Source organism: Bdellovibrionales bacterium, assembly GCA_016714165.1.
Lineage (GTDB): Bacteria > Bdellovibrionota > Bdellovibrionia > Bdellovibrionales > UBA1609 > JADJVA01.
Genome location: JADJNU010000001.1, coordinates 1,821,952 through 1,844,020 on the forward strand (window position 1 = coordinate 1,821,952; position 22,069 = coordinate 1,844,020).

Annotated in this window: 16 protein-coding genes; 6 read left to right on the forward strand and 10 right to left on the reverse strand. The window is 45.7% G+C overall.

All coding sequences use genetic code 11. From position 1 onward, the window contains the following. Positions 1–4: 4 nt before the first annotated feature. The 7 genes from purH to IPJ71_08200 are packed head-to-tail and all read right to left on the reverse strand — an operon-like array spanning position 5 to position 9,785. Positions 5–1,519, reverse strand: a complete 1,515-nt coding sequence (gene purH / locus IPJ71_08170) for a bifunctional phosphoribosylaminoimidazolecarboxamide formyltransferase/IMP cyclohydrolase (GenBank protein MBK7843653.1) — start codon at positions 1,517–1,519, stop codon at positions 5–7. Then, entirely contained in the window at positions 1,519–2,904 is a 1,386-nt protein-coding gene (locus IPJ71_08175; GenBank protein MBK7843654.1) for an MCE family protein, read from the reverse strand. The genes purH and IPJ71_08175 overlap by 1 nt, the downstream gene beginning before the upstream one ends. Next, complete coding sequence (locus IPJ71_08180; protein ID MBK7843655.1) at positions 2,901–3,674, reverse strand: ATP-binding cassette domain-containing protein; 774 nt, start codon at positions 3,672–3,674, stop codon at positions 2,901–2,903. The genes IPJ71_08175 and IPJ71_08180 overlap by 4 nt, the downstream gene beginning before the upstream one ends. 2 nt (positions 3,675–3,676) lie before the next feature. Continuing rightward, positions 3,677–4,534 carry an ABC transporter permease gene (locus IPJ71_08185; protein ID MBK7843656.1) on the reverse strand — a complete coding sequence of 286 codons (858 nt, stop codon included), beginning with the start codon at positions 4,532–4,534 and terminating at the stop codon, positions 3,677–3,679. A 25-nt stretch (positions 4,535–4,559) separates the two neighbouring features. Next, a complete protein-coding gene (alr, locus tag IPJ71_08190) occupies positions 4,560–5,741 on the reverse strand; it encodes an alanine racemase (GenBank protein MBK7843657.1) in 1,182 nt (393 codons plus the stop codon). Then, a complete protein-coding gene (locus IPJ71_08195; protein MBK7843658.1) occupies positions 5,738–7,282 on the reverse strand; it encodes a GGDEF domain-containing response regulator in 1,545 nt (514 codons plus the stop codon). The genes alr and IPJ71_08195 overlap by 4 nt, the downstream gene beginning before the upstream one ends. A gap of 1 nt (position 7,283) precedes the next feature. Further along, a complete protein-coding gene (locus IPJ71_08200; protein MBK7843659.1) occupies positions 7,284–9,785 on the reverse strand; it encodes a sensor histidine kinase in 2,502 nt (833 codons plus the stop codon). A 154-nt stretch (positions 9,786–9,939) separates the two neighbouring features. Between IPJ71_08200 and nadB the strand changes: the two genes are divergently transcribed. Continuing rightward, positions 9,940–11,562 carry an L-aspartate oxidase gene (gene nadB / locus IPJ71_08205; protein MBK7843660.1) on the forward strand — a complete coding sequence of 541 codons (1,623 nt, stop codon included), beginning with the start codon at positions 9,940–9,942 and terminating at the stop codon, positions 11,560–11,562. 10 nt (positions 11,563–11,572) lie between these two features. On the opposite strand, the gene IPJ71_08210 is transcribed toward nadB, so the two are convergent. Then, positions 11,573–12,109 (reverse strand): hypothetical protein, encoded by a 537-nt coding sequence (locus tag IPJ71_08210; GenBank protein ID MBK7843661.1) that lies wholly within the window; start codon positions 12,107–12,109, stop codon positions 11,573–11,575. 87 nt (positions 12,110–12,196) lie between these two features. On the opposite strand from IPJ71_08210, the gene IPJ71_08215 reads away from it, so the two are divergent. The 5 genes from IPJ71_08215 to IPJ71_08235 all read left to right on the forward strand — a co-directional run bounded on the left by IPJ71_08215 (position 12,197) and on the right by IPJ71_08235 (position 16,162). Further along, the gene (locus IPJ71_08215; protein ID MBK7843662.1) at positions 12,197–12,856 is read left to right on the forward strand and encodes an alpha/beta hydrolase; all 660 of its coding nucleotides are present in this window, start codon (positions 12,197–12,199) and stop codon (positions 12,854–12,856) included. Continuing rightward, the gene (locus IPJ71_08220; GenBank protein MBK7843663.1) at positions 12,856–13,038 is read left to right on the forward strand and encodes an alpha/beta hydrolase; all 183 of its coding nucleotides are present in this window, start codon (positions 12,856–12,858) and stop codon (positions 13,036–13,038) included. The genes IPJ71_08215 and IPJ71_08220 overlap by 1 nt, the downstream gene beginning before the upstream one ends. Continuing rightward, complete coding sequence (locus tag IPJ71_08225) at positions 13,025–13,648, forward strand: hypothetical protein (protein ID MBK7843664.1); 624 nt, start codon at positions 13,025–13,027, stop codon at positions 13,646–13,648. Before IPJ71_08220 ends, IPJ71_08225 begins: the two co-directional genes overlap by 14 nt. Before the next feature lie 182 nt (positions 13,649–13,830). Then, positions 13,831–14,691, forward strand: a complete 861-nt coding sequence (locus IPJ71_08230; protein MBK7843665.1) for a hypothetical protein — start codon at positions 13,831–13,833, stop codon at positions 14,689–14,691. A gap of 28 nt (positions 14,692–14,719) precedes the next feature. Continuing rightward, the gene (locus IPJ71_08235; protein ID MBK7843666.1) at positions 14,720–16,162 is read left to right on the forward strand and encodes a S8 family serine peptidase; all 1,443 of its coding nucleotides are present in this window, start codon (positions 14,720–14,722) and stop codon (positions 16,160–16,162) included. A gap of 33 nt (positions 16,163–16,195) precedes the next feature. On the opposite strand, the gene IPJ71_08240 is transcribed toward IPJ71_08235, so the two are convergent. Both IPJ71_08240 and IPJ71_08245 read right to left on the reverse strand, forming a co-directional pair. Beyond that, the gene (locus IPJ71_08240; GenBank protein ID MBK7843667.1) at positions 16,196–19,315 is read right to left on the reverse strand and encodes a UvrD-helicase domain-containing protein; all 3,120 of its coding nucleotides are present in this window, start codon (positions 19,313–19,315) and stop codon (positions 16,196–16,198) included. Beyond that, positions 19,273–22,050 (reverse strand): PD-(D/E)XK nuclease family protein, encoded by a 2,778-nt coding sequence (locus IPJ71_08245; GenBank protein ID MBK7843668.1) that lies wholly within the window; start codon positions 22,048–22,050, stop codon positions 19,273–19,275. Before IPJ71_08245 ends, IPJ71_08240 begins: the two co-directional genes overlap by 43 nt. Between the last annotated feature and the right edge of the window lie 19 nt (positions 22,051–22,069).

A 22,069-nucleotide genomic window follows, 5' to 3' on the forward strand; every position in this document is an offset into this window, starting at 1 on the left:
GCTTCTAATGCTGAAAATGCCTTGTTCCTGTAAGCACCATAGTCACACCAAGGTCTTTCGACCTACTGAAGACTTCCTCATCCTTAAGCGAACCGCCTGGCTGGATCATCCACTTGATTCCTGCTGCCGCAGCGATCTCAACAGAATCTGGAAAAGGAAAAAATGCATCGCTTGCCAAAACAACCGGCTTAGTCTTTGAATGAAACTTTCGCATTCGAACAATCGCCTGTTCCACCGCATCGACTCGGTTCACCTGACCCATTCCAAGCCCTACCGTGACGCCTCCAGCAACCAAAGCTATTGCATTACTCTTAAGATGCGCACACACTTTCCAAGCCAAACTGAGGTCGCTCCTCACCTCTACGCTCGGAGATTCTCCGATAATCTTCCAAGCGCTGGACCAACCAACCACCTCGTCCTGCGTTTGAACCAAAAAACCACCGCGAATCGATTTCAATTTTAGTTCTCGCGAGCGATCCACAATCTGTGGCCATTTCAAAACCCGTAAATTCTTCTTTTTTGAAAAAATCTCCAATGCACTTGGAGAATAATCTGGAGCAACGATGCATTCCAGAAAAATCTCGCTGAGTTTTACCGCCATATCGCCATCCACTTTTCCGTTAATGGCCACAACGCCACCAAAGATACTCACTGGATCTGCCTTCAAGCTCCCCACCACGGCCTCAAATGCCGATTTTCCTATAGCTACGCCACAAGGATTGTTATGTTTGACGGCAACACAAGCGGGCTCGCTAAATTCATGAAGAGTGTCAGAAGCGGCATCCAAATCTAAGATGTTATTAAACGAAAGGGGCTTTCCTTGAAGAACTTGGGATTGATGAAGGCCTGATTTTGCGGACGGCAATTGGTACCACCCAGCAAGTTGCTGTGGGTTTTCACCATATCTCAGAGGAAGAACAAATTCTCCGCCAAGCGCAAAAGTAGGATATGTTTGGTCGGCCCCAAGATAACGAGAAATCATTGCATCATAGCTCCCAGTCAAGGCATACACCTTTGCAGCCAAAAACTGACGGTCCATCAGAGTCAGTTCACTTTTTTGGCTGATCCAAGCATAATCTCCAGGACTACATACAACTGAAACCCGCGAAAAATTTTTTGCGGCCGACCGAAGCATCGAAGGGCCACCAATATCGATAAATTCAATCTGCTCCTCTTGAGACTTCTCCTGTTTCAATGCCTCGGAAAAAGGATAAAGATTGACGACAATTAAATCAAAAGGCTCAAGGCGTTCTTCCTCAAGAAGTTCCATGTCTGAACTCACCAAGGCACGTGCCAAGATCGGCATATGGACTCTCGGATGAAGAGTCTTAACTCGACCATCCATAACCTCAGGAGAACCCGTTTGCTCTGAAATATCGACAACTGTGAAACCAGCTTCCTTTAAATAACGAGCCGTTCCGCCAGTTGAAACAATGCGAAGACCCTTCTCAGCAAATGGTCTTAGAAATTCAACCAACCCAGACTTGTCAGATACGCTGACCAAAGCATTTTTAAACATTAGAATGAAACCTTCGAAGCTAAAGCTTTCAAATCATCGTTAGTAATAAAGATCCCTGCTCCAATAAAGGAACTGAATTCACCAGCACGCCCCAAGATGTTATCGCCACCAGCAATCGCATAAATACCAGTCATGAGATTGTATCGAGCATAAGCTCGAACATATATATCATTAAAATTAAAAGCCTCAAGACTTAGTCGCAAACGGCGATTCAAAAGGTGATAATCAAAACCGACCCCTCCTGAGTTCTCAATTATTCCACCTTTTATGGTAAAATCGTGAAAATTCTTTGCAAAAAGGGCATTGAACTTCACTTGATTACGATAGGTTTTCGTCTCATCAGTAATCGTTGGCGCACCCCCATTCACTTCTGTGGATGTCGAAGTTGACTTCACGAGACCCTTCGGGTCATCCACGACACCTAACTCATAATAGCGATCAAGCCCGGGCTGAATTCGCAAAGAAAGAAATGATTTCGCATCTGACATCTGAGTCAAATATTCTGAATGAAAATCAACACTTGTTTCCATCTGGGCGGCTCCACCAATGAAGTCATTCACATTGCGTATGGCGGAATTCAGCTCATCCACGGTTTCTTCGTCGTTGACTAGCCTACCAATTGTACCTTCCCCGCGGTTGACCTTGTCTGTGATTTCTTCGATATTTTTTAGTGTGGCATCGATTCGATGAAGCCCATCGACGGCTTTCTGCCAACCTGTTTTAAACCCTTTGGGACTGTCATCATTGATAAATTCATCCAAAGTTGAGGTGATGCCATGAACCTGGTCCACGATATCATGAATCTTGCTCTTATTCTTACCGGTCAATTCGCTCAGATCTTTAGAGACAGTCTCAATGTTTCTAAGAATACGACCAATGGTCGTGGACTGGTCGCCCTCGCTCGCCGCATTATTGAGCGTATCAGACAACTTTCCCAGCGATTCGGTAATTCTTCCGACTTCATTCATAATCTTGTCCATCGAACCCTTTTCTGAGGCATTGAAAATCTCTGAACCCTCAGGAAGGAGTGGATCGGCTGGATTTCCCGGAACCAGCTCAACGTGTTTGTCGCCAAGAATGCCATCAGCCCGAATTTCAACCTTTCCAGACATCGTGAGTGGAACGCCCTTGTCTATGACAATCTTCACTCGAGCCTTGCCTGCCTCCAATACAATCTCATCGATAACGCCGACCTTGATACCCGCCATCTTTACAGAACTGTTGCGCACGAGCCCACTTGCATCTTGGAGGACAAAACTATGCTTGCTGTTGCTGCCCAATATCCCGGGGCCCTCAGCTACTTTCATTGACATCACGGCGATGAGGCCCGCGACCGTCACCACAAGAACTCCCACTTTAAATTCGGGTGCATTTAAAAACGTCATTTTTTGTAAAAACCCTTTTGCACAAATCTCTTAACCAGATCCACCTCTGAATGCAAAAAATCATCGACCGTTCCCGAGAGAAGCACCTTTCCCTTATCCAACATCACTATGTATTCACCAATTCGAAAAGCAGCAAAAAGATCGTGGGACACAATCACCGAAGTGCATCCTTTTTGACGACGATGAGTTTCCAATATCAAATTATCCACCATTTCAGTGAGAATGGGATCTAATCCCGTCGTTGGTTCATCGTATAAAATGATTTCTGGATCAAGGGCCAACGCACGAGCTAATCCGACACGCTTTCGCATCCCTCCGCTCAATTCGCCGGGTAATTTTGCAAAATGTTTGGCTTCCATTCCTGATATTTGCAATTTATTTACGGCGATATCGATCACCGCCGCAGGACCCAAATCGCGACGATGCTCCTTCAATGGAAAGCAAACATTTTCCAAAACAGTCATGTCATCGAAAAGTGCTGCATACTGAAACAGAACTCCCAATCGGCATCTGTACTCGACTAGATCTTTATCTGACATGTCCCAAAGATTTCGATTAAGCACTTCGATGGTCCCGGATGTAGGCCTTAGAAGGCCCAATATATGCCTCAGCAACACACTTTTTCCAGTGCCCGAGTAGCCAATCAGTACCGTGATAACACCCTTTGGAATACTGAGATTGAGGCCATTGAGAACGAAATCCTTACCCCCATCAAAAGACTTGTGGAGATCCTTTATTTCAATGGCTGAGCCCAATGAAGCTGTCTTCATCGTCATTGAATTCCCATGATAGCGTAATAAAAACGAATCAGGTTGGTCATAAAAAAGTTGGAGCAAATAATAAGAACCATACTGTAAACGACACCCTTGTTGGTCGCTTCCCCAACCCCCTTTGCTCCGCCCGTTGTATTAAACCCCATATAGGTGCACACGGCCGCGAAGACCATACCGAAAACACCGGCCTTTAACAGTCCTTCGTTTATATCTCCTGGATCCAGCCACAAACGAATCTTATCCCAAAACACGGCTTCATCTAGGCTCAAAACATGGATACATAAAAACTGAGCTCCGGCCATCGCAACGAAATCAAAAACACCGCACAACAAAGGCATTGTCAAAACCGCCGCCAAAATCCTTGGACTGACCAAATATTGCCGTGGGTCAATACCCATCACTTCGAGTGCATCAATCTGCTCCGATACTCTCATTGTGCCAAGCCTTGCCGCCATCGCACCGCCAGCTCTCGCCGAAACAATCAATCCTGTTAGGACAGGTCCCAATTCACGTGTGATCCCCAGAGCCACGGTTGGCCCCACGAGATTCGTTGCATTTACCAAATTAAAGCCAAGATAAATTTGGTAAGAAAGTGCCAGGCCAGTAAAGACGCCGGTAAGAGCTATAATGAGAATCGATTTGTTCCCAACAAATTCCATGTGCCTGACCATTTCGTCAAATCGAAAGGGCCTTGTAAACGCCAACCGCACAGACTCAATAAAAAATATTGTGGCTTTTCCACACACAAAAAATATTTCATAGGTGTAGCGCCACAAGACGAGAAAAACTTGATCAATTTTATCGTTTAGGGTTCGGCGATAGGAAATCCATGAATCCAAAAAACTCCGTGAAGCCATATTTCACCTTCATTGTCTTGCCGGTTCACTCTCTCTCTCGTCGTGGAACCCGAGCTGTAATTCCCGTCATGATTTCATAGGAAATCGTGTCTAAATCTTGAGCCAAATCGACAGCCCTCAGAAGCTTAGTTGGATCCCCAAAAATTACCAGCTGATCTCCTACCTTCGGCTGTTCTGGCTCCGCAAGGGAAGACAAATCTATCATTGTGTAATCCATACACACACGACCTATCACCGGAACGGTGTGCCGACCGACTAAAAACTTCCCTCTATTTGAAAATGCTCGACGATAACCGTCCCCATAACCGACGGACACAACGCCAATCCGAGCTGGACCGCCCGCTTGCCAAGTTCCTCCATAAGAAACGGAATCCCCCTTTTTAAGGTCCCGAATCACAATCAATTCGGCATTGAAGGTCATTACAGGTTGCAGCTGCGAATCCACCCAAATTTCGGCCTCTTTGGATCCGCATTCACGGATATCAAGGCCCCCGTACAAAGCGATTCCCGGTCGCGACCCAAGTCCTTTATACTGACCCAGTGACAATCTATCTTCACTGGAGAATCTTCGATTGATCAATCCAGCGCTATTAAGAGCATGCTTAACCAATTTCTGGGTTCCAAAAACTTTCTCAACAGCAAAGAGCTCCTCTACCTGAATCGACGACCTCGAACTTTGACAACCCACATCATCGCCGCTCACCAGATGAGTACAAAGACCGCTTAACTTCAAACCCGAAGATTTTTCAAAATGCCTTTTTATCTCGAAAATCTGACTGAATTGAAAACCGAGACGCCTCATACCTGTATCGATTTTAATATGTACCTTCAGGGTCTCACCCCGCCGCAAAGCCTGACGAAGAAATTCAATTTCATCAAAGGTCGAAATAACAGGCACCAAGTTCTGATCAATAATAACTCGCGCGGCATTTCGATGAAATATTCCAAACACGAAGATATCAACCTGGGTCAGACCCGCCTGACGCAGCTCCAAGGCTTCTTCAATAAGGGCCACCCCCAAACACGAGACACCTTCTGTGGAAAGCCAACGACCCACCCGAACGGCGCCATGACCATAGGCATTACACTTGACCATCGGACAAAAAAATTCATCCCGTCCCGAAAGAGATTTTAAGGCTCTGTAATTCGCAATGAGGGCCTGTCGATTTATTTCCACCGAAGTATTTCTAAATAGCTTCGTGGTCACGTCGGACCTACCTCAAAATCAGCCACAAATCCATCGGGTACCGAAGCTAAACAGACCCTGTTCATGCCAGCCTCTTTAACTTGAAAAAGAGCGTTGTCAGCCGACTGATAAAGTTCGTCGGCATCGTGACAAAACGAGGGATATTCGCTCACTCCCACGCTTACAGTCACGGCCTTTTGTCGACCCAAAACCTTTGAGAAGTCTGCTGACTCGACCATTCTTCTCAATCTCTCCGCCTTGATAGCGGCTCCCCTGCTGCCAGTATGCGGAAGCACCAACCCCAACTCCTCTTCGCTCAACCGTCCAACGATATCATTGATTCTACTGGTCTTTCTCACTATTCCTGCAACTGCTCTCAACAAGAGCCCTATGGATTCACTGTCCGCTGTCTTTTTAATCTCTCCAAATCGATCAATCCCGATTCTAATTAAGGATACTGGCAATTTGGTTCGGCGAGAGCGAGAAAGCTCTTCTCTTAATCGGGTATCAAAACTCCTTTGGTTCCAGACCTGAGTCGTTGGGTCGGATGTCTCCAAGCTGTGAATCCGGCCCCTCAGTGCCAACTGGAGACAATGGCTCCACACATAATTCAACATCAGACGAAAAGGGACTTCATCAATTCCAAGATCCTGTTTGGCAACGACAATGATTCCCTTCACTCCGCCATCCTCGATCAAGGGATAGGATAAAAATTCTCTGATGTTCAAAGCAGATGCTAACATCTCTCGAAATGCTGGAATATCTGCTGGGGCTTTCAGTTGTGCCGAATTAAAGTCCATTTGTCCCAGGGAAAAATCAATTCCGACGCCACGATACTTTTCTGTCGCCAAGCCCGAAGCCAAATTCAAGAAAAGCGAACGTCTCGCAGGCAGATACTTAAAAAAAATCACTGGCTGACCGAGCCAAGCGTAGGCATTTTCCAATAATAGCTCAATGCCTTCCTGCATTGTCCCCGCACCACTCATTTTCTTCATCAATTCACCAAGGCTTTGTAACTGAACAGATACGCGCGTTTCGAGAGGTTGGGTGCCTTGAATATTTTGAGTACCCAATTGCGCGGCCTTCGACTGCTGATTTGCATTTGGGTCCCGATTTTCATCGGCCAATTGGTCCTTCAAATCCTGTATTTTTGCTATTAATTGCTCGTTCTTATACTGAAAATAATCGCGCTCAGCACCCCGATCGATGGCCCCGACTAATTGTGCGCTGTCGATAAGTGGCCAACTCAATACATCGTAGAGACCCTTTGTTACCATTGAGAAAAATTCTTGTTCTTCTCCACGATTAGAAACTGCAATCACATGAGTTTCTGGACACAAATCAAGAAATTCACGCAAGCGATCATAAGAAAGGAGTCCTCCGTCGACAATGATGAAATGGGGTGGGCTCTTTGGCAAGGCGGCCAAAGCCCCTTCGAGTGATTCGTGTTGGTCAACTCGATAATCCAAAGTAGAGAGAACGTCAGAAATAAATCTCCGCCTTGATTCGTTAGAATCAACTGTATAGACGAGAAAGGAACTTCGGTACTTGCGTATATTCAACTCACAGCCTTACCTTGGGCGGACGAATCGTCACTTCAAAATCATCTCCAATCACCAGCGGATCAGAATCAAGACGTGATTTTGGCTCCCCCAGATTTCCCGGTTCAGCATTTTTCGCCACAACCTCCGAAGCTTGATTGACCAAATTGATGGTCATAAATCCACCCTCATCTTCTCCTTCATCGAAAGTCATGGCCACATCAGCATCCTCTGAAACATCAGGGCTCCTCGAGGTCTTAAGAGTTGGAAGAGAGGCAACAAACTCGGATTCGATATTTTGGAAGAGTGATTCGCTCTCCTGCTGAGGAGACTCTCCAAAGTCATTCGAGGATCCAATGACTTGCCCGACCAGAGTGATTTCGTCATCGCTCGGGGCCGAGGGCAGCATTGCCGAGAGACTTCCTGTCAACGGCTTCATGTTGTTCAAGTCAACTCTACTCGGAGAAACGGCAGGATCCTCAGCGAATGGCCCACTTCGAATTGTCGAGGACAGGGGCTGAGCTGGGGCCAGCGTCGGGGGGTCTGGAACCTCCCCCTTGTCAAACCCCATATTCTCGTCAATACGAAACGAAGTAACCGTCAATTCTTCAAGTTCTCTCTGCGGAGACAAAGTCTTCAATGTTCTCTCATCATCAAACACTCGTCGCTCCGTGCCAATGATTGGCAATTCTATGATAACTCGGGTTCCCTTGTTCTCCTCAGATTCGATTGCAATGGTTCCGTTCATCATCACCAACGCCCTCTTTGCCATCGTTAATCCCAGGCCAGGTCTCTCTTCATGTCCCTGGGTTGTAAAAAAAGGATCAAACACCCTTCCGAGTAATTCCTTCTGGATTCCCTTTCCGGTATCCGAAAAAATCAAAGCGATCTTATCACCTCGAAGTTGAGTGGTTACCTCCAGCTCTCTCTTAGGGGCCTCTGTCATTGCAAAGATGGCGTTCCGAATGATTTCCTCAACGACAAAACGAATTCCCTTCATAGACAACATCACTGTCCCATTTTCGTGGAGAGACTTCTTTAATTGCACTCCCTTGTTTAGAAATTCAATTCGCTGAGTAGAGAGAATGGATAACACTACCTCTTGGAGATCAGCCTTCGTCAGATCAGATTTTTCTTCTTTTGAAAGTCCTTCAAGGTTTTCCAATATGTCTCTCAAGCGCCGAGATTCTCTTTCAATAATTGTAAAGTGTTGTTTTAACTGATTGTCGCTGCCACTTTTCGATCGAGCTAATTGCGCATGTCCCAATATGGCAGACAAAGCAGGCCGCAAAGATTCCACAAGACCAAGACCGACCTCGCGAAGGAATTCAATTTTATCAACCGGAGCCGCAATCAACTCTGAGGGCCGCCTCTCTTTTAATGATGATGCAGATGGAACCAGCGGAACCTCGAGAATTTTCTTCTCCACTGGCATTGCGGGTTTCGCCGGACCAGAGCTCAATTTTATCAAGTCCTCACGGAGATCCGAAATATCGGGAATCCGGTCACCTGGTAATAAAAAAGCCTGCCCATTGGCGAGTTGTTTCACTAAACCCTTCAACCAATCAAACCCGAGAGATTGACGTCGAATCAAAAAAGTAAGAAAAAATCCCGCAAAAAGTGCCAAGACGACTGCCATTCCCGCTAAACTGATAAGGTAACCTGGAAAGAAAGAACTCAGTGTGTCGACGGGATTGGTCATCATCACATAAAGATTTGAATCACCCAACTTCTCGGAGGCAAAAATAGCTCTCTTTCCTTCAAGATTTGTCGACTCACCAGATGAAGACACGGACCCAAGTTCAAACATGCGCCCGACGGCAGGATGATTGAGAATCTGAGATCCTACGTATTGTGGACTCGTGTAGGCAAATGCAAAACCCTTCTCGTCGACCAAAAGCAGCTCGGCACTTTGTGCCTTATAAAAGCCACCAATTTCAGAAAATATTTGCGCTGGTAAAATCCCTACAGCAATTCCGCTTCCGCCCGTTGTTTTTGCCTCCAGCAGCATCACAAAAAGCGGCTGACCATTGTCCTCCGTTAGGCGAGCCCAAATGACCGAAGAGCCTTGGGCGGCTAAAACCGGCAATACAGATTTGCGTTTCTCAAAAAAATCAAGACTTATCCTAGTCGCGATCTCAGGACGCGCGGCCAACCACGATGTTGTCCCGCCCTCTGGAAGCCAAGCGACAGCAAGAAACTCTCCAAGTCCTTCCCGTTGACGAAAAACCTCTTGCGAAGAAGAAAGGCCGCCGGAGCCCTCTCGCTCAAGGTTTTGCAACAACTGCCTCGATAGATCACCTATCTGTATCTGAAATGAATGACGAGCAAATGAAACCTGATTCTCCGTCAGAACCTTCAGCTGTTCCCTCTGATCGTTGGCAAAGGTGCCGGCAGATTGAAATCCCGCCAATACTGCCATGAGCAGTATCGCCCCAACGGCAATCGCCACAACCTGCACTTTACGATTCAATATTTTGCTTAGTCCCATCTTATGACCACCGCCGCCAGACCTCTCAACCACGCAATAAGATCCCGAAGTTATTCTACTTTTGTGGGAAGGGATGATCCAGACATCGCCCTTGGTTGAGCTTTTTTTAGAGAATATAATGCAAAGCATTGATCGATTCCATTTAACGATGATGGCCAATCTTAGGTTCCCTGATATAAGATCCAAGATGAATGCTCGCACAGATATCTTAGTTATTGGCTCCGGTCTCGCCGGGCTTGCCTTCTCTCTTAAGGCGGCAGAATTCGCACAAGTCACCTTGATAACAAAGACGCAGATTGAAAACACAAACACTCGTCTTGCCCAAGGAGGAGTGGCTGCCGTTACCTCTACTTCACCTTTAGACAGCGTGGAAAGTCATATCCAGGACACATTGATAGCTGGGGCCGGTCTCTGTCGTGAAGACGTTGTTTCTGAAGTGGTTAAAAGCGCGGCGAATTGCATTGAGGATTTGATCCGTTGGGGTGTGAAATTTGATTTTGAAGCAGGAAGCTTGGCCCTCACTCGCGAAGGCGGACACTCACATCGTCGCATTCTGCATATTGCCGATCAAACCGGAGAGGGAATCCTATTGCCTCTTGTTGAACAGGTCAGAAAGTCTTCGCAAATTCAGGTCTTGGAAAACCATTTTGCCATTGACCTCATTTTAAATAAACAATTGAGTCCCTTTGATTTTAGTCCCGATCGCTGTCTCGGCGCCTACGTGTTAAATAAAGACACAGGTGAAGTCGATACGATCATGGCTCGAGTTGTTGTACTTGCCACGGGCGGGGCTGGAAAAGTCTATCTCTATACATCAAATTGGAGCGGTGCCACAGGTGACGGAATAGCCATTGCCTATCGCGCAGGAGCCAGGATTGCCAATCTCGAATTTATGCAGTTTCATCCCACCTGCCTTTTTCACCCTCACGCGCGTAATTTTTTGATTTCGGAAGCTTTGCGCGGAGAAGGTGGAGAATTGGTAACCTCGACTGGTCAGGCGTTCATGCATAAGTATCATGCCCTTGGCAGCCTTGCACCTCGAGATGTTGTGGCACGCTCTATCGATGCCGAAATGAAAAGAGCAGGTACTGATTGCGTTTATCTGGACATGAGCCATCTCTCTGGCAGTTTTCTCACCGAAAGATTTCCCTCCATTCACAGCCGCTGTTTGGAGTTGGGAATCGACATGACAAAGCATCCGATCCCTGTTGTTCCTGCAGCCCACTATCTTTGCGGAGGGATCTTGACAGATGTGAATGGTCAGACTGATCTTCGCGGTCTCTATGCATTAGGGGAGTGCGCTGCGACGGGTTTGCATGGAGCCAATCGACTCGCCTCCAATTCCCTGCTTGAGTGTTTGGTTGTTTCGCACAAAGCCAGTCAACATGTGCAGGGCCATTTTCACGAATTGGATCATTCTACCATTGGGCCACCCGAATGGTTTCTGCACGACAAAGAAGATCCCGACGAAATGATTGTCGTGACTCACATTTGGGAAGAAATCCGGCGTCTGATGTGGAATTACATGGGTATTGTACGCTCCACCCGCCGGCTAGAAAGAGCGCAACACCGTTTGAATAATATTCTTCATGAGATACGAGAATATTATTCCAATTTCAAAACCCATTCAGAAATTCTGGAGTTGCGAAACATTGCTCTGGTCGCAGATCTTTCTGTCAAGTGTGCTTTGAATCGACGGGAATCTCGAGGTATCCACTATAATATTGACTATCCGTTCTCAGATGAGCCTGGCAAAGGTCGTGATACAATTTTAGACCCCCTCAATTCTGAGTTTAATTTCAGAATCTAGCTGCTCTGATCTAGGTAGAACTCCCGCTGCTCGCTCCCTTGAAGCGAAACTCAAATCCAAACCCGATATAAAGAGAAGTCCCCGGATTGACGTTGAGTTTCATATCCGCCCGAAACCAAACTGTGGGAGAGATGTTGGTCATGACTCCACCACCCAGGTGTCCACCACCAAACATCTTGGATTCTTTGTCAACCCCCTTAAACTGTGTCCCATCGGCTCCGATGTAGACCGTCCCCACAAGACCTTCGATAGGGAAATCTCCACGTAAACTGACGTGGAGATTGGCCCACTCCGCTCCCCGGGCATTTCCCGCAATGCCACCAAACTCTATGAAGGCTTCCCTAAAGCGATAGCCTCCGTGCACACCCCAAAGGGGCATAATTTCAGTCACCCCATCTATTTGCGCGGGAAGCAGGTTACCCAGGTGAAATCCAAACTCAGAGGTTACGTCCTTAGAAAAGTCATCCCCACTTTGGGCGTTGCAAACCGACGTAACCAAAAAGAAAACGATCAAAGTGATGGCCCGTTTAATTAGCGAAGTGTCCATAGATACGATGTTAAGAGTTTCTCAATCCAAAAAGCAAGCAACAATGGCACTTGACCCAAAAACAGGCTACGCTCAATATACGAAACTATGAAGAGATTTGAAGGTACTTTCTTTGGTTCCAAGGGTGCTGAGATTTTCTACCAAACCTGGCAGGTCGCAAACCCTGTTGGGTCCATTCTCGTGACTCACGGTCTTTCCGAACACAGTGAGTGTTATCATTCCTTTGCCCAAGTGATGAATAAATCGAATTGGGATGTCATTGGGTGGGACTTACGTGGCCATGGTCGATCAGAAGGCAAACGAGGGTACGTTGAAAACTTTGACGATTATTGCAAAGACCTCAAACTTCTTACCGAACATTGCGTCGAAACTGGTCTCTTTCACTCCAAATGCCCGCGCGTTCTTTTTGCCCACTCGATGGGAGGATTGGCCGCTTTAAAGGCCATCATTCTATATGGCGACATGGGGTATCGAGCACTTTGTCTCAGCGCTCCTCTTCTCGGACTTTCCGTTGAGGTCCCAAAATTGAAAGAGAAAGTGGCTCAAATAGCTGGGAAGTGGCTCCCCAAAATGACCCTTTACAATGAAATTCATTACGAGGACCTTTCGCGCGACGAAGAAATTATTAAATCTTATGAAAAAGATCCTCTGAGACACGATAAAATATCACCTCATGTCTTTCTCGGAATGGTCGATAACATGCAATTGGTTAAAATGGGGGCAGGAAAATTCAAATCCCTATACTGATGCAGCTCAGCGGCCAAGATCGAATCGTCAGCTCTCAGGATGCCGAGAAATTTTTTAAAAGCCTTTCAACGCCCAGAAAAAAGCTCCATATCTACCCAGATAGTTATCATGAAATTTTTAATGATCTTGATAAAAGCTTAGCTTACCAGCATCTCAAGGAGTTCCTCAGTGGGCTGGTTTAATTTTCTCTGCTTTCCAAGTATTCTTTTTTTGACTTTTGGCCTTTTGGGGCTGGCAGGCTGTGGGCATTCACCCATTCAAAATGGCAGAGTCATTGATCCCGTGGATGAATCTGAATACGCGGCCACGATCAATAAGTATACACGTAGCGATCGGCAATATTCCGGATTTTATCAATCCTATGAATTGGCAGGAACCCTCATTACGAGCGAGACCTCTCAGGCAATCCTAAAAAAGCGAGGAACTTACCTTCAGTGGGATGCCAAAGCCCTGTCGAGCGAAAGAGAAAAGGCTCTGCAAGCCCTTTCCTCTCAAACAACATTTTTGTTTAGCCTCTACACGCCTGAGAGGACGCACAACGATCTAAATAAAGGAACTTCGATTTGGAAAATCTACCTTGATGCCGATGGAACTCGTTACGAAGGAAAAGTAAAAAAGAGAAATGAGAAACTGGTCGATATCATTCATTTGTTTCCCTACCACAGCCGCTGGAGCATTGCTTATAGGGTTGATTTTGATGTTCCCACCTCTGTCATCGAAAGATCCTCTAAGGTCAAGATCGTATTCACCAGCAGCCTCGGAGCTAGTACCTTTGAGTTTAATCCGAAGTAGTCGGCCGTCTGCGGCCTCTTTATGAGCTGAAGACGTTGTTGTTTGGCCCTCAAGAATCGGCCAAATTCGTCACTACCGGTTGGCCAACAACGACAGTACTCGGCACACCAAAAACCGTCAAATCAAAATTAAAACGGTTTGTACACCAGAATTGACGGCATCAATCTTGCCTAAGAAACCTTATGGGTAAAAAAATAATCATAATATTCTTTGTTGGTATTTCTTTAGGCTTCAATACCTATGGATATGCGTCCTCTCAAGAAATTGTACCATCAACTCGTTGTTCTTCAGTAGTTATTGATTCTAATTCTCATAATAATGAAAATAACTCGCGAAGTGATAACTGGAACCAGCATATCGGGCAAATTTGGGAAGACATATTTTTATCAGTATCACTGCCATTGAATGGAGTGGTAATTGAAGTTGCGCCAGGAGATGTTCCCAAAGTTGGAATTGGGTTAGCAAACATTAATTTTCACGGAACTTTAATAATTATTGAACCTGAGAAAGAATCGGCTAAAAAAATATCTGCTTTATATAGGAAACTACTCCCAAAAGCTCAACTAATTGTTATGGGATCAAAACTGGATGACGTGATAAATAAACTTCCAAAAAATGTAGATCTGATTGCATCCAATCATCCTCTTGATGATATGCTCGTAGGAGAGTACTTAGGAAGTTCAGCATTTCAGAATTTTTTCAATGACCATTATAATTCTCCTGCTGAGGAAACTCGAAGGATCTGGCAAGAGCTGGAATTGAGGTCAAATATCAATTTTCTTCAAGCAAGGGTTGCAGGTTCATGGAATCGTGTTTTAGTTGATCTACATCCAAAATTTCTGATCATATCTCAGTACGAAAGTTTCTTTTTTAAATATAATGGAATTGCCTCTCCTGATATCCACGCCCTAAATGTGCTAAAATTAATTAAGAAAAATATCGACCCTGCTTATTACGAGGAAATTCCTGTTCTCAATTCTAGAATTAACCAACCAAATAGGTGGGTTATTTTAAAGAAAAATTCATTAAGAGAAATTCCCTAAGACTTGATTTGTGACTGAGGAGGCAAAGATGGCTTATTTTTCCGCACGAATTCTGATTTTTTTGCTGCTGTTTCTCCCGGCTTCAGGAAAAGGAGAGACACCTCGCGATCTTGTTTTTCATTCCTCGTTTGATGGATCAAAACTCAAAACATTTTCAGGAATTCTATTTGAAGAAGGCCTTCTCATCGCACAATCCATCTGTAATATGAGGGAGTTACCTCAGGCCTACGCTGCTGTCTCTCGTAACGAAGAAGATAGCGCCGGAATCACAGAGTCTGTGTATGAAAATACTACAAAACAATTGCTGGTTTCCATTGGAACATTGAGTTCAGATTCGGACCCTTGGATTGAAATGCAAGATCTGACAAGTCAAAATCTCAAAAGTGCAAAGTTTTATCTGAACAAAAAAAACTGTCAGGTATCGAATTTAGAAACTAAAATTGGGGGCGAATATACGAAAGATTTGGACAACTCCTTTCGGATCTCCTCATTCCCGCAATCCGATCCGAGTGCAACCTCTAAAGTCATCGTTGCCGTAGTCGACGAAGGAACCTTTTACATTGACCATCCCATCTTTGAAAAAAAATGGCATAGAGACAATGATGGAAACTTGGCAAGCCCAAGCTCCCCCTTCAGCTATTCCCATGAAAATACTTTTCTGCCTGCTCACCCTAATTGGGTCATAGATATCGTCTTGAGTGAAACGAAAGGGGTATTTGCCCTTCCAATCAAACTATTTAAGCCACGCGTTGTTGGGTTTAGTGTTCCAGACGAGCCCATTTACGCAAGCCAAGGAGGCCGGCAATTTCTGGATCTTTTAAAAAGAAAGCAATATAACGATATCGATTATGCCCGAAAAAATGGCTCCTCAATAGTCAACATGAGTTTTGGCAGCTACGAAGGATTCCAGGGCTTTCGTGCGGCCAATGGCAATATTATCAGCTGGAGAAAAACTAACCCTCCAGGATTCTTTGATGGGTACAAGCAAGCGATGAGCACGATGAAAGAATTGGTTTTTGTGGTATCTGCGGGGAACGAAGGAGTTAATTTGGATGATGAGAAGACCCGTTGGCTCAAGCAACCTCGAGACAATGTCATTGTCGTTGGCGCAACAGATAAAAATGGTCGGATTTGGAAGGCATCTAACACCGGTCAAATAGTAGATTTTGCGGCATTGGGAGTTGAGGTCGAGGCCATCGCACCAAGAGTTCAGGATGATTTGGGAGTTTACAAATATGCTGAAGGAGTAAAAGCCCTCATAAATGGGACATCCTTCGCGGCACCCTATGTTTCCAGAGTTATTGCTAAAATTTTACAAATCCGGCCGGATTTAGCTGGAAAACCGAAGCAAATCAAAGAGTTTCTTTGCGCCAACGTTGTCAAAGATCCCTCTCTCACTCAGACCACTCGGTGCGGAGGATACATTTCAGAAGACAAAATCCTCTCTTTGCTGAGTCAGCAGAGTCGCTGATTGGCTTTTAGAAGCACCGATATGTCATTCCGCTCATTCAAACAACTCTGGAAAAAGAAGTTTCAGCTCATCTACGCTCGGGGCCAATTTCACATGGCACTTGCAATCAAGAGGATAAACAACAGCCAAAGAAATATCACCCGTGATGCCCAAGTGTCTAAGTGCAAAAGAATAAAGGCTCAGCTGATGAAAAGCCTTGTTTAAGAAACGGTCCGATCCCGATTTGTAATCAACAAGCCAATAGGTTCCCTGCTCATCACGGCCCCAGAGATCAATCTGCCCCTCTAAAATCCCTTTTCGAGTTGGCACCTGAAATCCCCATTCGACATTGCCCTTAGGTATTAGGATATCAAAAGGAGGTGCCTTGCAGGTGCGAACATAGTCTAAAGCATTTCTAACTCTCTCGCTGTCCGATCCAAACCAGTCTGCCAGCACGGGAGTAAAATCAAAATTCCAGCTGTAATGCAAAACTTCCATCAAACGGTGAACAAGAATACCTGCGGCGCTGGCCCGAACTCGCGTCAGCACCTGATCTGCGCCCGGCTGCACGAATTCCAATTGAGGGAGTTCGAGCTTCTCCTCCAAATAATTGCTAACTGAAAACTTGGGACCCACTCCTTGTGTTGACTCCGTCTCCGGCAGATTCAGTAACGCCCGAACTTCATTGGATTTTTCCTCTTTCCTTCGATATTGGACGACAGGCCATGGACCATAGTCCACAAAATAATCATATTCCTCGCGATGGTGGAGTCCGGCAGACTGCACCCAACCACTCAATGCTTCTGCCCAACTTCCCGAAGAAGGACGAGAACCACTCCAGCTGAGTAGAACAGATTCCTTGGCTCTCGTAAGCGCAACATAAAGAAGCCTTTCTTGTTCCAAAATCTCGCGACCTTTGCGTTCCTCGCGGCTCAACAATTCGGGAAGACTCACAATGTTTTCATCGCGCTCCTCGTCTCTATACGAACCTCCCCATGATTCAGATATTTCATCGACTCCGAAGTGACCTTCCCCACGGCCTTGGCGATAGGAATCACAGCGCGGAAGAATCACATGAGCAAATTGCAATCCCTTTGAAGCATGGACCGTCATCAAATTAATTCGGCTTGGCTCTAAAGAAGTGATGGCGTCACTCTCTTCAGATCCATTGTCAGTGCTTCCCTCCTGGCCCTGACCAGAACCTATATTGAGAAACCGAGCGCCCGGCCTTCTCATGACTTCTTCTGTCTGGCAAAGAAGCTTCCATAGATTTGCTTCTCTCCTCCCCGTTCCATCATAAAGTAAGGAAAAATCCAAAAGCCCATCCCGGCTCATCATTTTGCGCAAGGTTTCACTCACCCCAAAAATTCGAGCCTCTTTCAGGTAGGCACGCAAACGATCTAAGCTCGGGTGCGAGATTTCTCCCCGTTCTATTTTTTCCCACAAAGACTGAGGCTTCTCTGCCATCCAAAGTCCAAGCTGCTGATCACTGACTTTAAAAAAGGGGCTCCTCAATATTTCGATTAGGTTCAAATTATCCCTCGGGTTTAGCAAAAATCGAACAAGCCCGATCCCATCGCGCACCTCGCGTCGATCATAAAATCCGCTGGCGGCGTGAAGATGAACAGGATAGCCATATTTTGCCAGACAGCGTGCAATCTGATTCAACTGTAAGTTCGTTCTACCCAAAACACAGATATCTTGAAAACCCACTCCTCTGTCGCAAAGAGCTTGGATGTGACGAAGGATGGCACCAATCTCTGAATGAGAGATGTCTTCCTCATTGATAAAACAATTGGAAACGGCAAAAGTCGCCACGCACCGAAGTGTGTCGCCGTCCATTTTTCTTGCGATCATGGGTTTGAACTGTGGACCCACTTTTGAAAAGACATCATTAAAGAAATTCAACAAAGGCGAAATCGAACGAAAATTCATTAATTTCTCAGATTGAATTCCACCACGCGCTCCGATTTCCTCCCACTTTTTCTGAAAGACTTCACTTCGGGCTCCTCGAAACAAATAAATGGACTGTTGGGGATCCCCCACAAGAAAAACTTTGCGATCTCCAATTAAATACTCTAGAAGCTCAACTTGCAGAGGGCTCGTATCTTGAAATTCATCGATCAGCCAATAGTCCCAGTCCTGAGCAAAGGCTGCACCTACTTCTGGGTTTTTTCTTAGTTTCTCTAAGGTAAAAATCTCAAGATCGCTCATCTCCAATTGACCTGACTGTTCCTTCTTCAACTGAAAGCTTTCATGAAAGCTCTGGGCTATTCTATAAAACTGCAAACTTCGATGCTTGAGGCCTGTCCAACTATTAAAATCAAGGCCCGGCCTTTTCAGTTTCTCAAAAAGCTCCTTGCATCCATTGTCAATGAGGTTTCTTAACTCAACTGAAAACGCCTCCGGAACTGACTTAGTTGAGAACGGAGGTTTGCGGCCCAGTCTCAAGACGAGCCCTTGAACGCCCTCCAAATCGCTAGGAGCATGAAGACGACCGATCGTTTGCACTATTTCGGAAAGCCTCGTGAGGTACTCCATCCAAGATTTTGATTTTACCTCTCTCTGAGCTTCCTGAATCGCATTCAATAAATCGCTGCAGCCGGATCCAAGGTATCGAGTCAGAAGCGAAAAATACAATTCTTCATCAGGAACTTTCAAATTAGGGCGAGTCAATATAGCCGAGTGGTAAGATCTCAGCATTTCAGTTAAATCTTTGATTGTCCATATTTCGAGAATCTCAGCCTGCTGAGGTTCTTCTAAAAGAATTTGTCTCAGAACACTTTTGGCAAGATGACTGGAATCGGCCTCCGAAAGAATTCGAAAACCAGAATCCAAGCTAAATAGATGTCCGTAGCGCCGCAAGAACAAACTCAAAACGCCATGAATGGTCGAAATTTGAATTTTTGACTTTGAAGAAATATAATCCAAAAATTCAGATTGATCGCTCTTAATTCCCTCAACGATCAGTCTCTCTCGCAGTTCCTGAGTCGCCTTGCGTGAAAATGTTGTGACGACCATTCGTGGAAATTCCCGATACACATGAAAATAGTCAAAAGCGGTCTTAAATACCTTTTTGGTCAGAGTGGTCGTTTTTCCCGCTCCGGCTCCCGCGCGCACGATTTCATCATCTAATTGAAATGAGGGGCTCGACATATTTTTTTCCAATTGCACCTGCCACAAGTTTGATTGATATCGCGGGGCCGAGGTCCGAGATCACCCGCCACAATGGACTTCACAACGTTTCCAGTTATTTCACAGGCCTGTTTAAATAAATTCAATTTCTGATCTGTCTCAATGCGTGAGTAGCGGGATGTATCATCGATAAATCCATCCACTCCTCCTGCCTTGATAAATCCCTTATTTCTTTCCATGTTCTGTGCGACAAAGTAGTTGGCCGCAACGACTTCAGCTTTTCCAATCGATGAGAGTCCCAATTCTAACCAATGAGAGTAGAGAGCCAGTTGCAACTGACTGTTTCCAATCCAGGAGCCATGATACTTAAGTTCACCGCCGCTAGATTTATAATCAATGACCACCAGACTCCCTCGATCGTCTGTATCCACACGATCAATTTTTCCGCGAAATATGATCCCATCTATTTCACCTTCAGCCTTTTCGTCGAAAACAGGAGAGAAAGTATTTTCTTCAAAATCAAATTTCCCTCCTATTTCCAACTCACGCCCCAAGGTTCGAGTGAGTGGATATTGACGCCGCCATTCGCTTTCAAAAGCTAAAAATCTTTTGGCCAAATCCACCAGTTTTCCTTGCAATGGAGGCCAAAGTCTCTCGTCAGCCATTTGCAGATCACTCTCCACTCGCGCCCGATTGACAATTTGAACGAGTGCCTCGTCATTAAGGGATGTCACCAAGGGATGGTGGTCAGTGAGAAGCTCGAAGATTTTATGAAGAAGGCTTCCGCGACCCATACGATCAACATCTAAATCCAAATCAGGACGGTCTGATAGCCTGAGAAGCCGACTCGCTGCGACCTTAAAAGGACATTCAAGATAGGCCTCTATCTGCGTCACCGAAAGCGAAAGATTTGCAGGAGGAGTCCACTTCTCAAAAGGCTCTAAACCCCATTCAATTTTCAAATCTCGACACAAATGATCCCTCTGGTCTGGGCTCCAATCCGTTTGATGAACCAAAGACTCGAGCGGCAATTCCTGAATCTGATCCCAACGAGTCGGCGCTGGCGAAACACAATGCTCCCAATCCTGACCTGCTTCAACAACCCTTTTTAACCACATCAAAGCGGGGGTCTGCACATCTCCTGAGAAATTAGCGATCGATGTCGATAAAAATACCTGCACCCACGGACGATCCAACATCCACTCCACCTCAAACTCGGCTTGAATCCGATCAGGATAAACGAGATGAACTCCCAGATCTCTCTCTAAAGATAAAACATCACTCAGTAGAATTCCTGCAGATTCCGTCTTTCGCATCTTCTCGTCAGATAGGCCCATCACCCAAAGATGAGTGGAATCTATCCATTCTCCAGACATCAAATTCAACAAGAGCAGGCCATTTGCATGGGAATCGGCCACCTTGACCTCAATGCGAGAACAGAGCATTTCGGCATACTTAAGCCAATTGAGAATACTGAGTCGAGTGGAAGGCAGAGAATCTTGAAAAATCTGCTGTCCCAAAATCTCCAAGTGCCCAATTCCCGAAGTTGATCGCCATCTCTTTGAAGCCCAGGCAACAAATTCTTCGCAATTTAACTGGCTCTGTGAGTTCATCTCGACTTCATAAAGACGACGAATTTTAATTTCGCGATGAAGATCCTCTATATCGTAAAAATTTGTGAAGAGCCGTTTAAACTCGTCATAATGAAGGGGCGCGGCCAAATGATCGCCGTAAGCGCTGAGTTCGATATCAACACTTGATCCCACTCCCATCTCAACACGAAGCTGAGCCAGCCAAGCCAATATGTCGGGAAATGATTGCAAAGTGGCAAGCCTTTCTTTGGCCGTTGGTATCCCTTCCCTTTCAAAGTAGGCAGATAAAACGGGCCAGTATTCTTCTATGTCTGGAGCCATCACGACTATCTTTTCGACTGGAACTCCAGACTCAATCCACCTTCTCACTTGATTCACAACCTCTTTGACTTCGCCCAACATCGAAGAATATTTTCTAAAATTAAAACTTGGGCCGGAGGCATAAGAGAGTCTTCCTTCTTTTCGAGGGCCGGGTAATCCCATCTTTTCTTCTAGAAGACGATACCCGCGAAGTGAGCTTCCGAAAGTTTCACACCACTGAGAGCCGGGCCTGAGCACAACAACCTCAGTGGTCTGAGACATTCTCCAGACCACCTCTGACTCGACCGCACTTAGTTCACTTCCTAGATCGACGAAAATTTTTCGTGGCCAGTGGTGCACCCCCAGCTCATTTGAATTCAACCAAGAACTCACCCAAGGGGATGGCACCAACTTTGATTCATCCAACTTCGCCCAAGCCCATTTTGATAAATGATACCAATGGCCCCAACGCAAGAGACTCTCCGAATGGTTCTCCCACCACTCCTTCATCACTTCATCCCCATCCTGTTGAACAAGAAGGGGCAGGAGCTGGGCGCAATAAGAAAACAGATTTTGTGCAGCTCCGGGCGAGCGCGCCCAAATAAATTCAGAATCTTGCAACCACTGGGCAAACAAAGCGCGAGTGAGGTCGGCCGAAATGACCCGATGACCAGGAAAACCCATTGACAAAAACTTCAACCAAAGTTCACTTGCTCGTAAAACTGAATCTTCGGCGAGCAAGTGACCTTGACGTAAAAAGCGTTTCTGAATCTCCAGTTTAGATTTCAGATCAGAGACGAGCCATGTTCCCGAACGAGGATCATACTGATCGAATATTTCCAATTTGTGATGGGGATGATGAATGACCTTAATCTCAAGCATCGCAGAATATCCTCGCTCT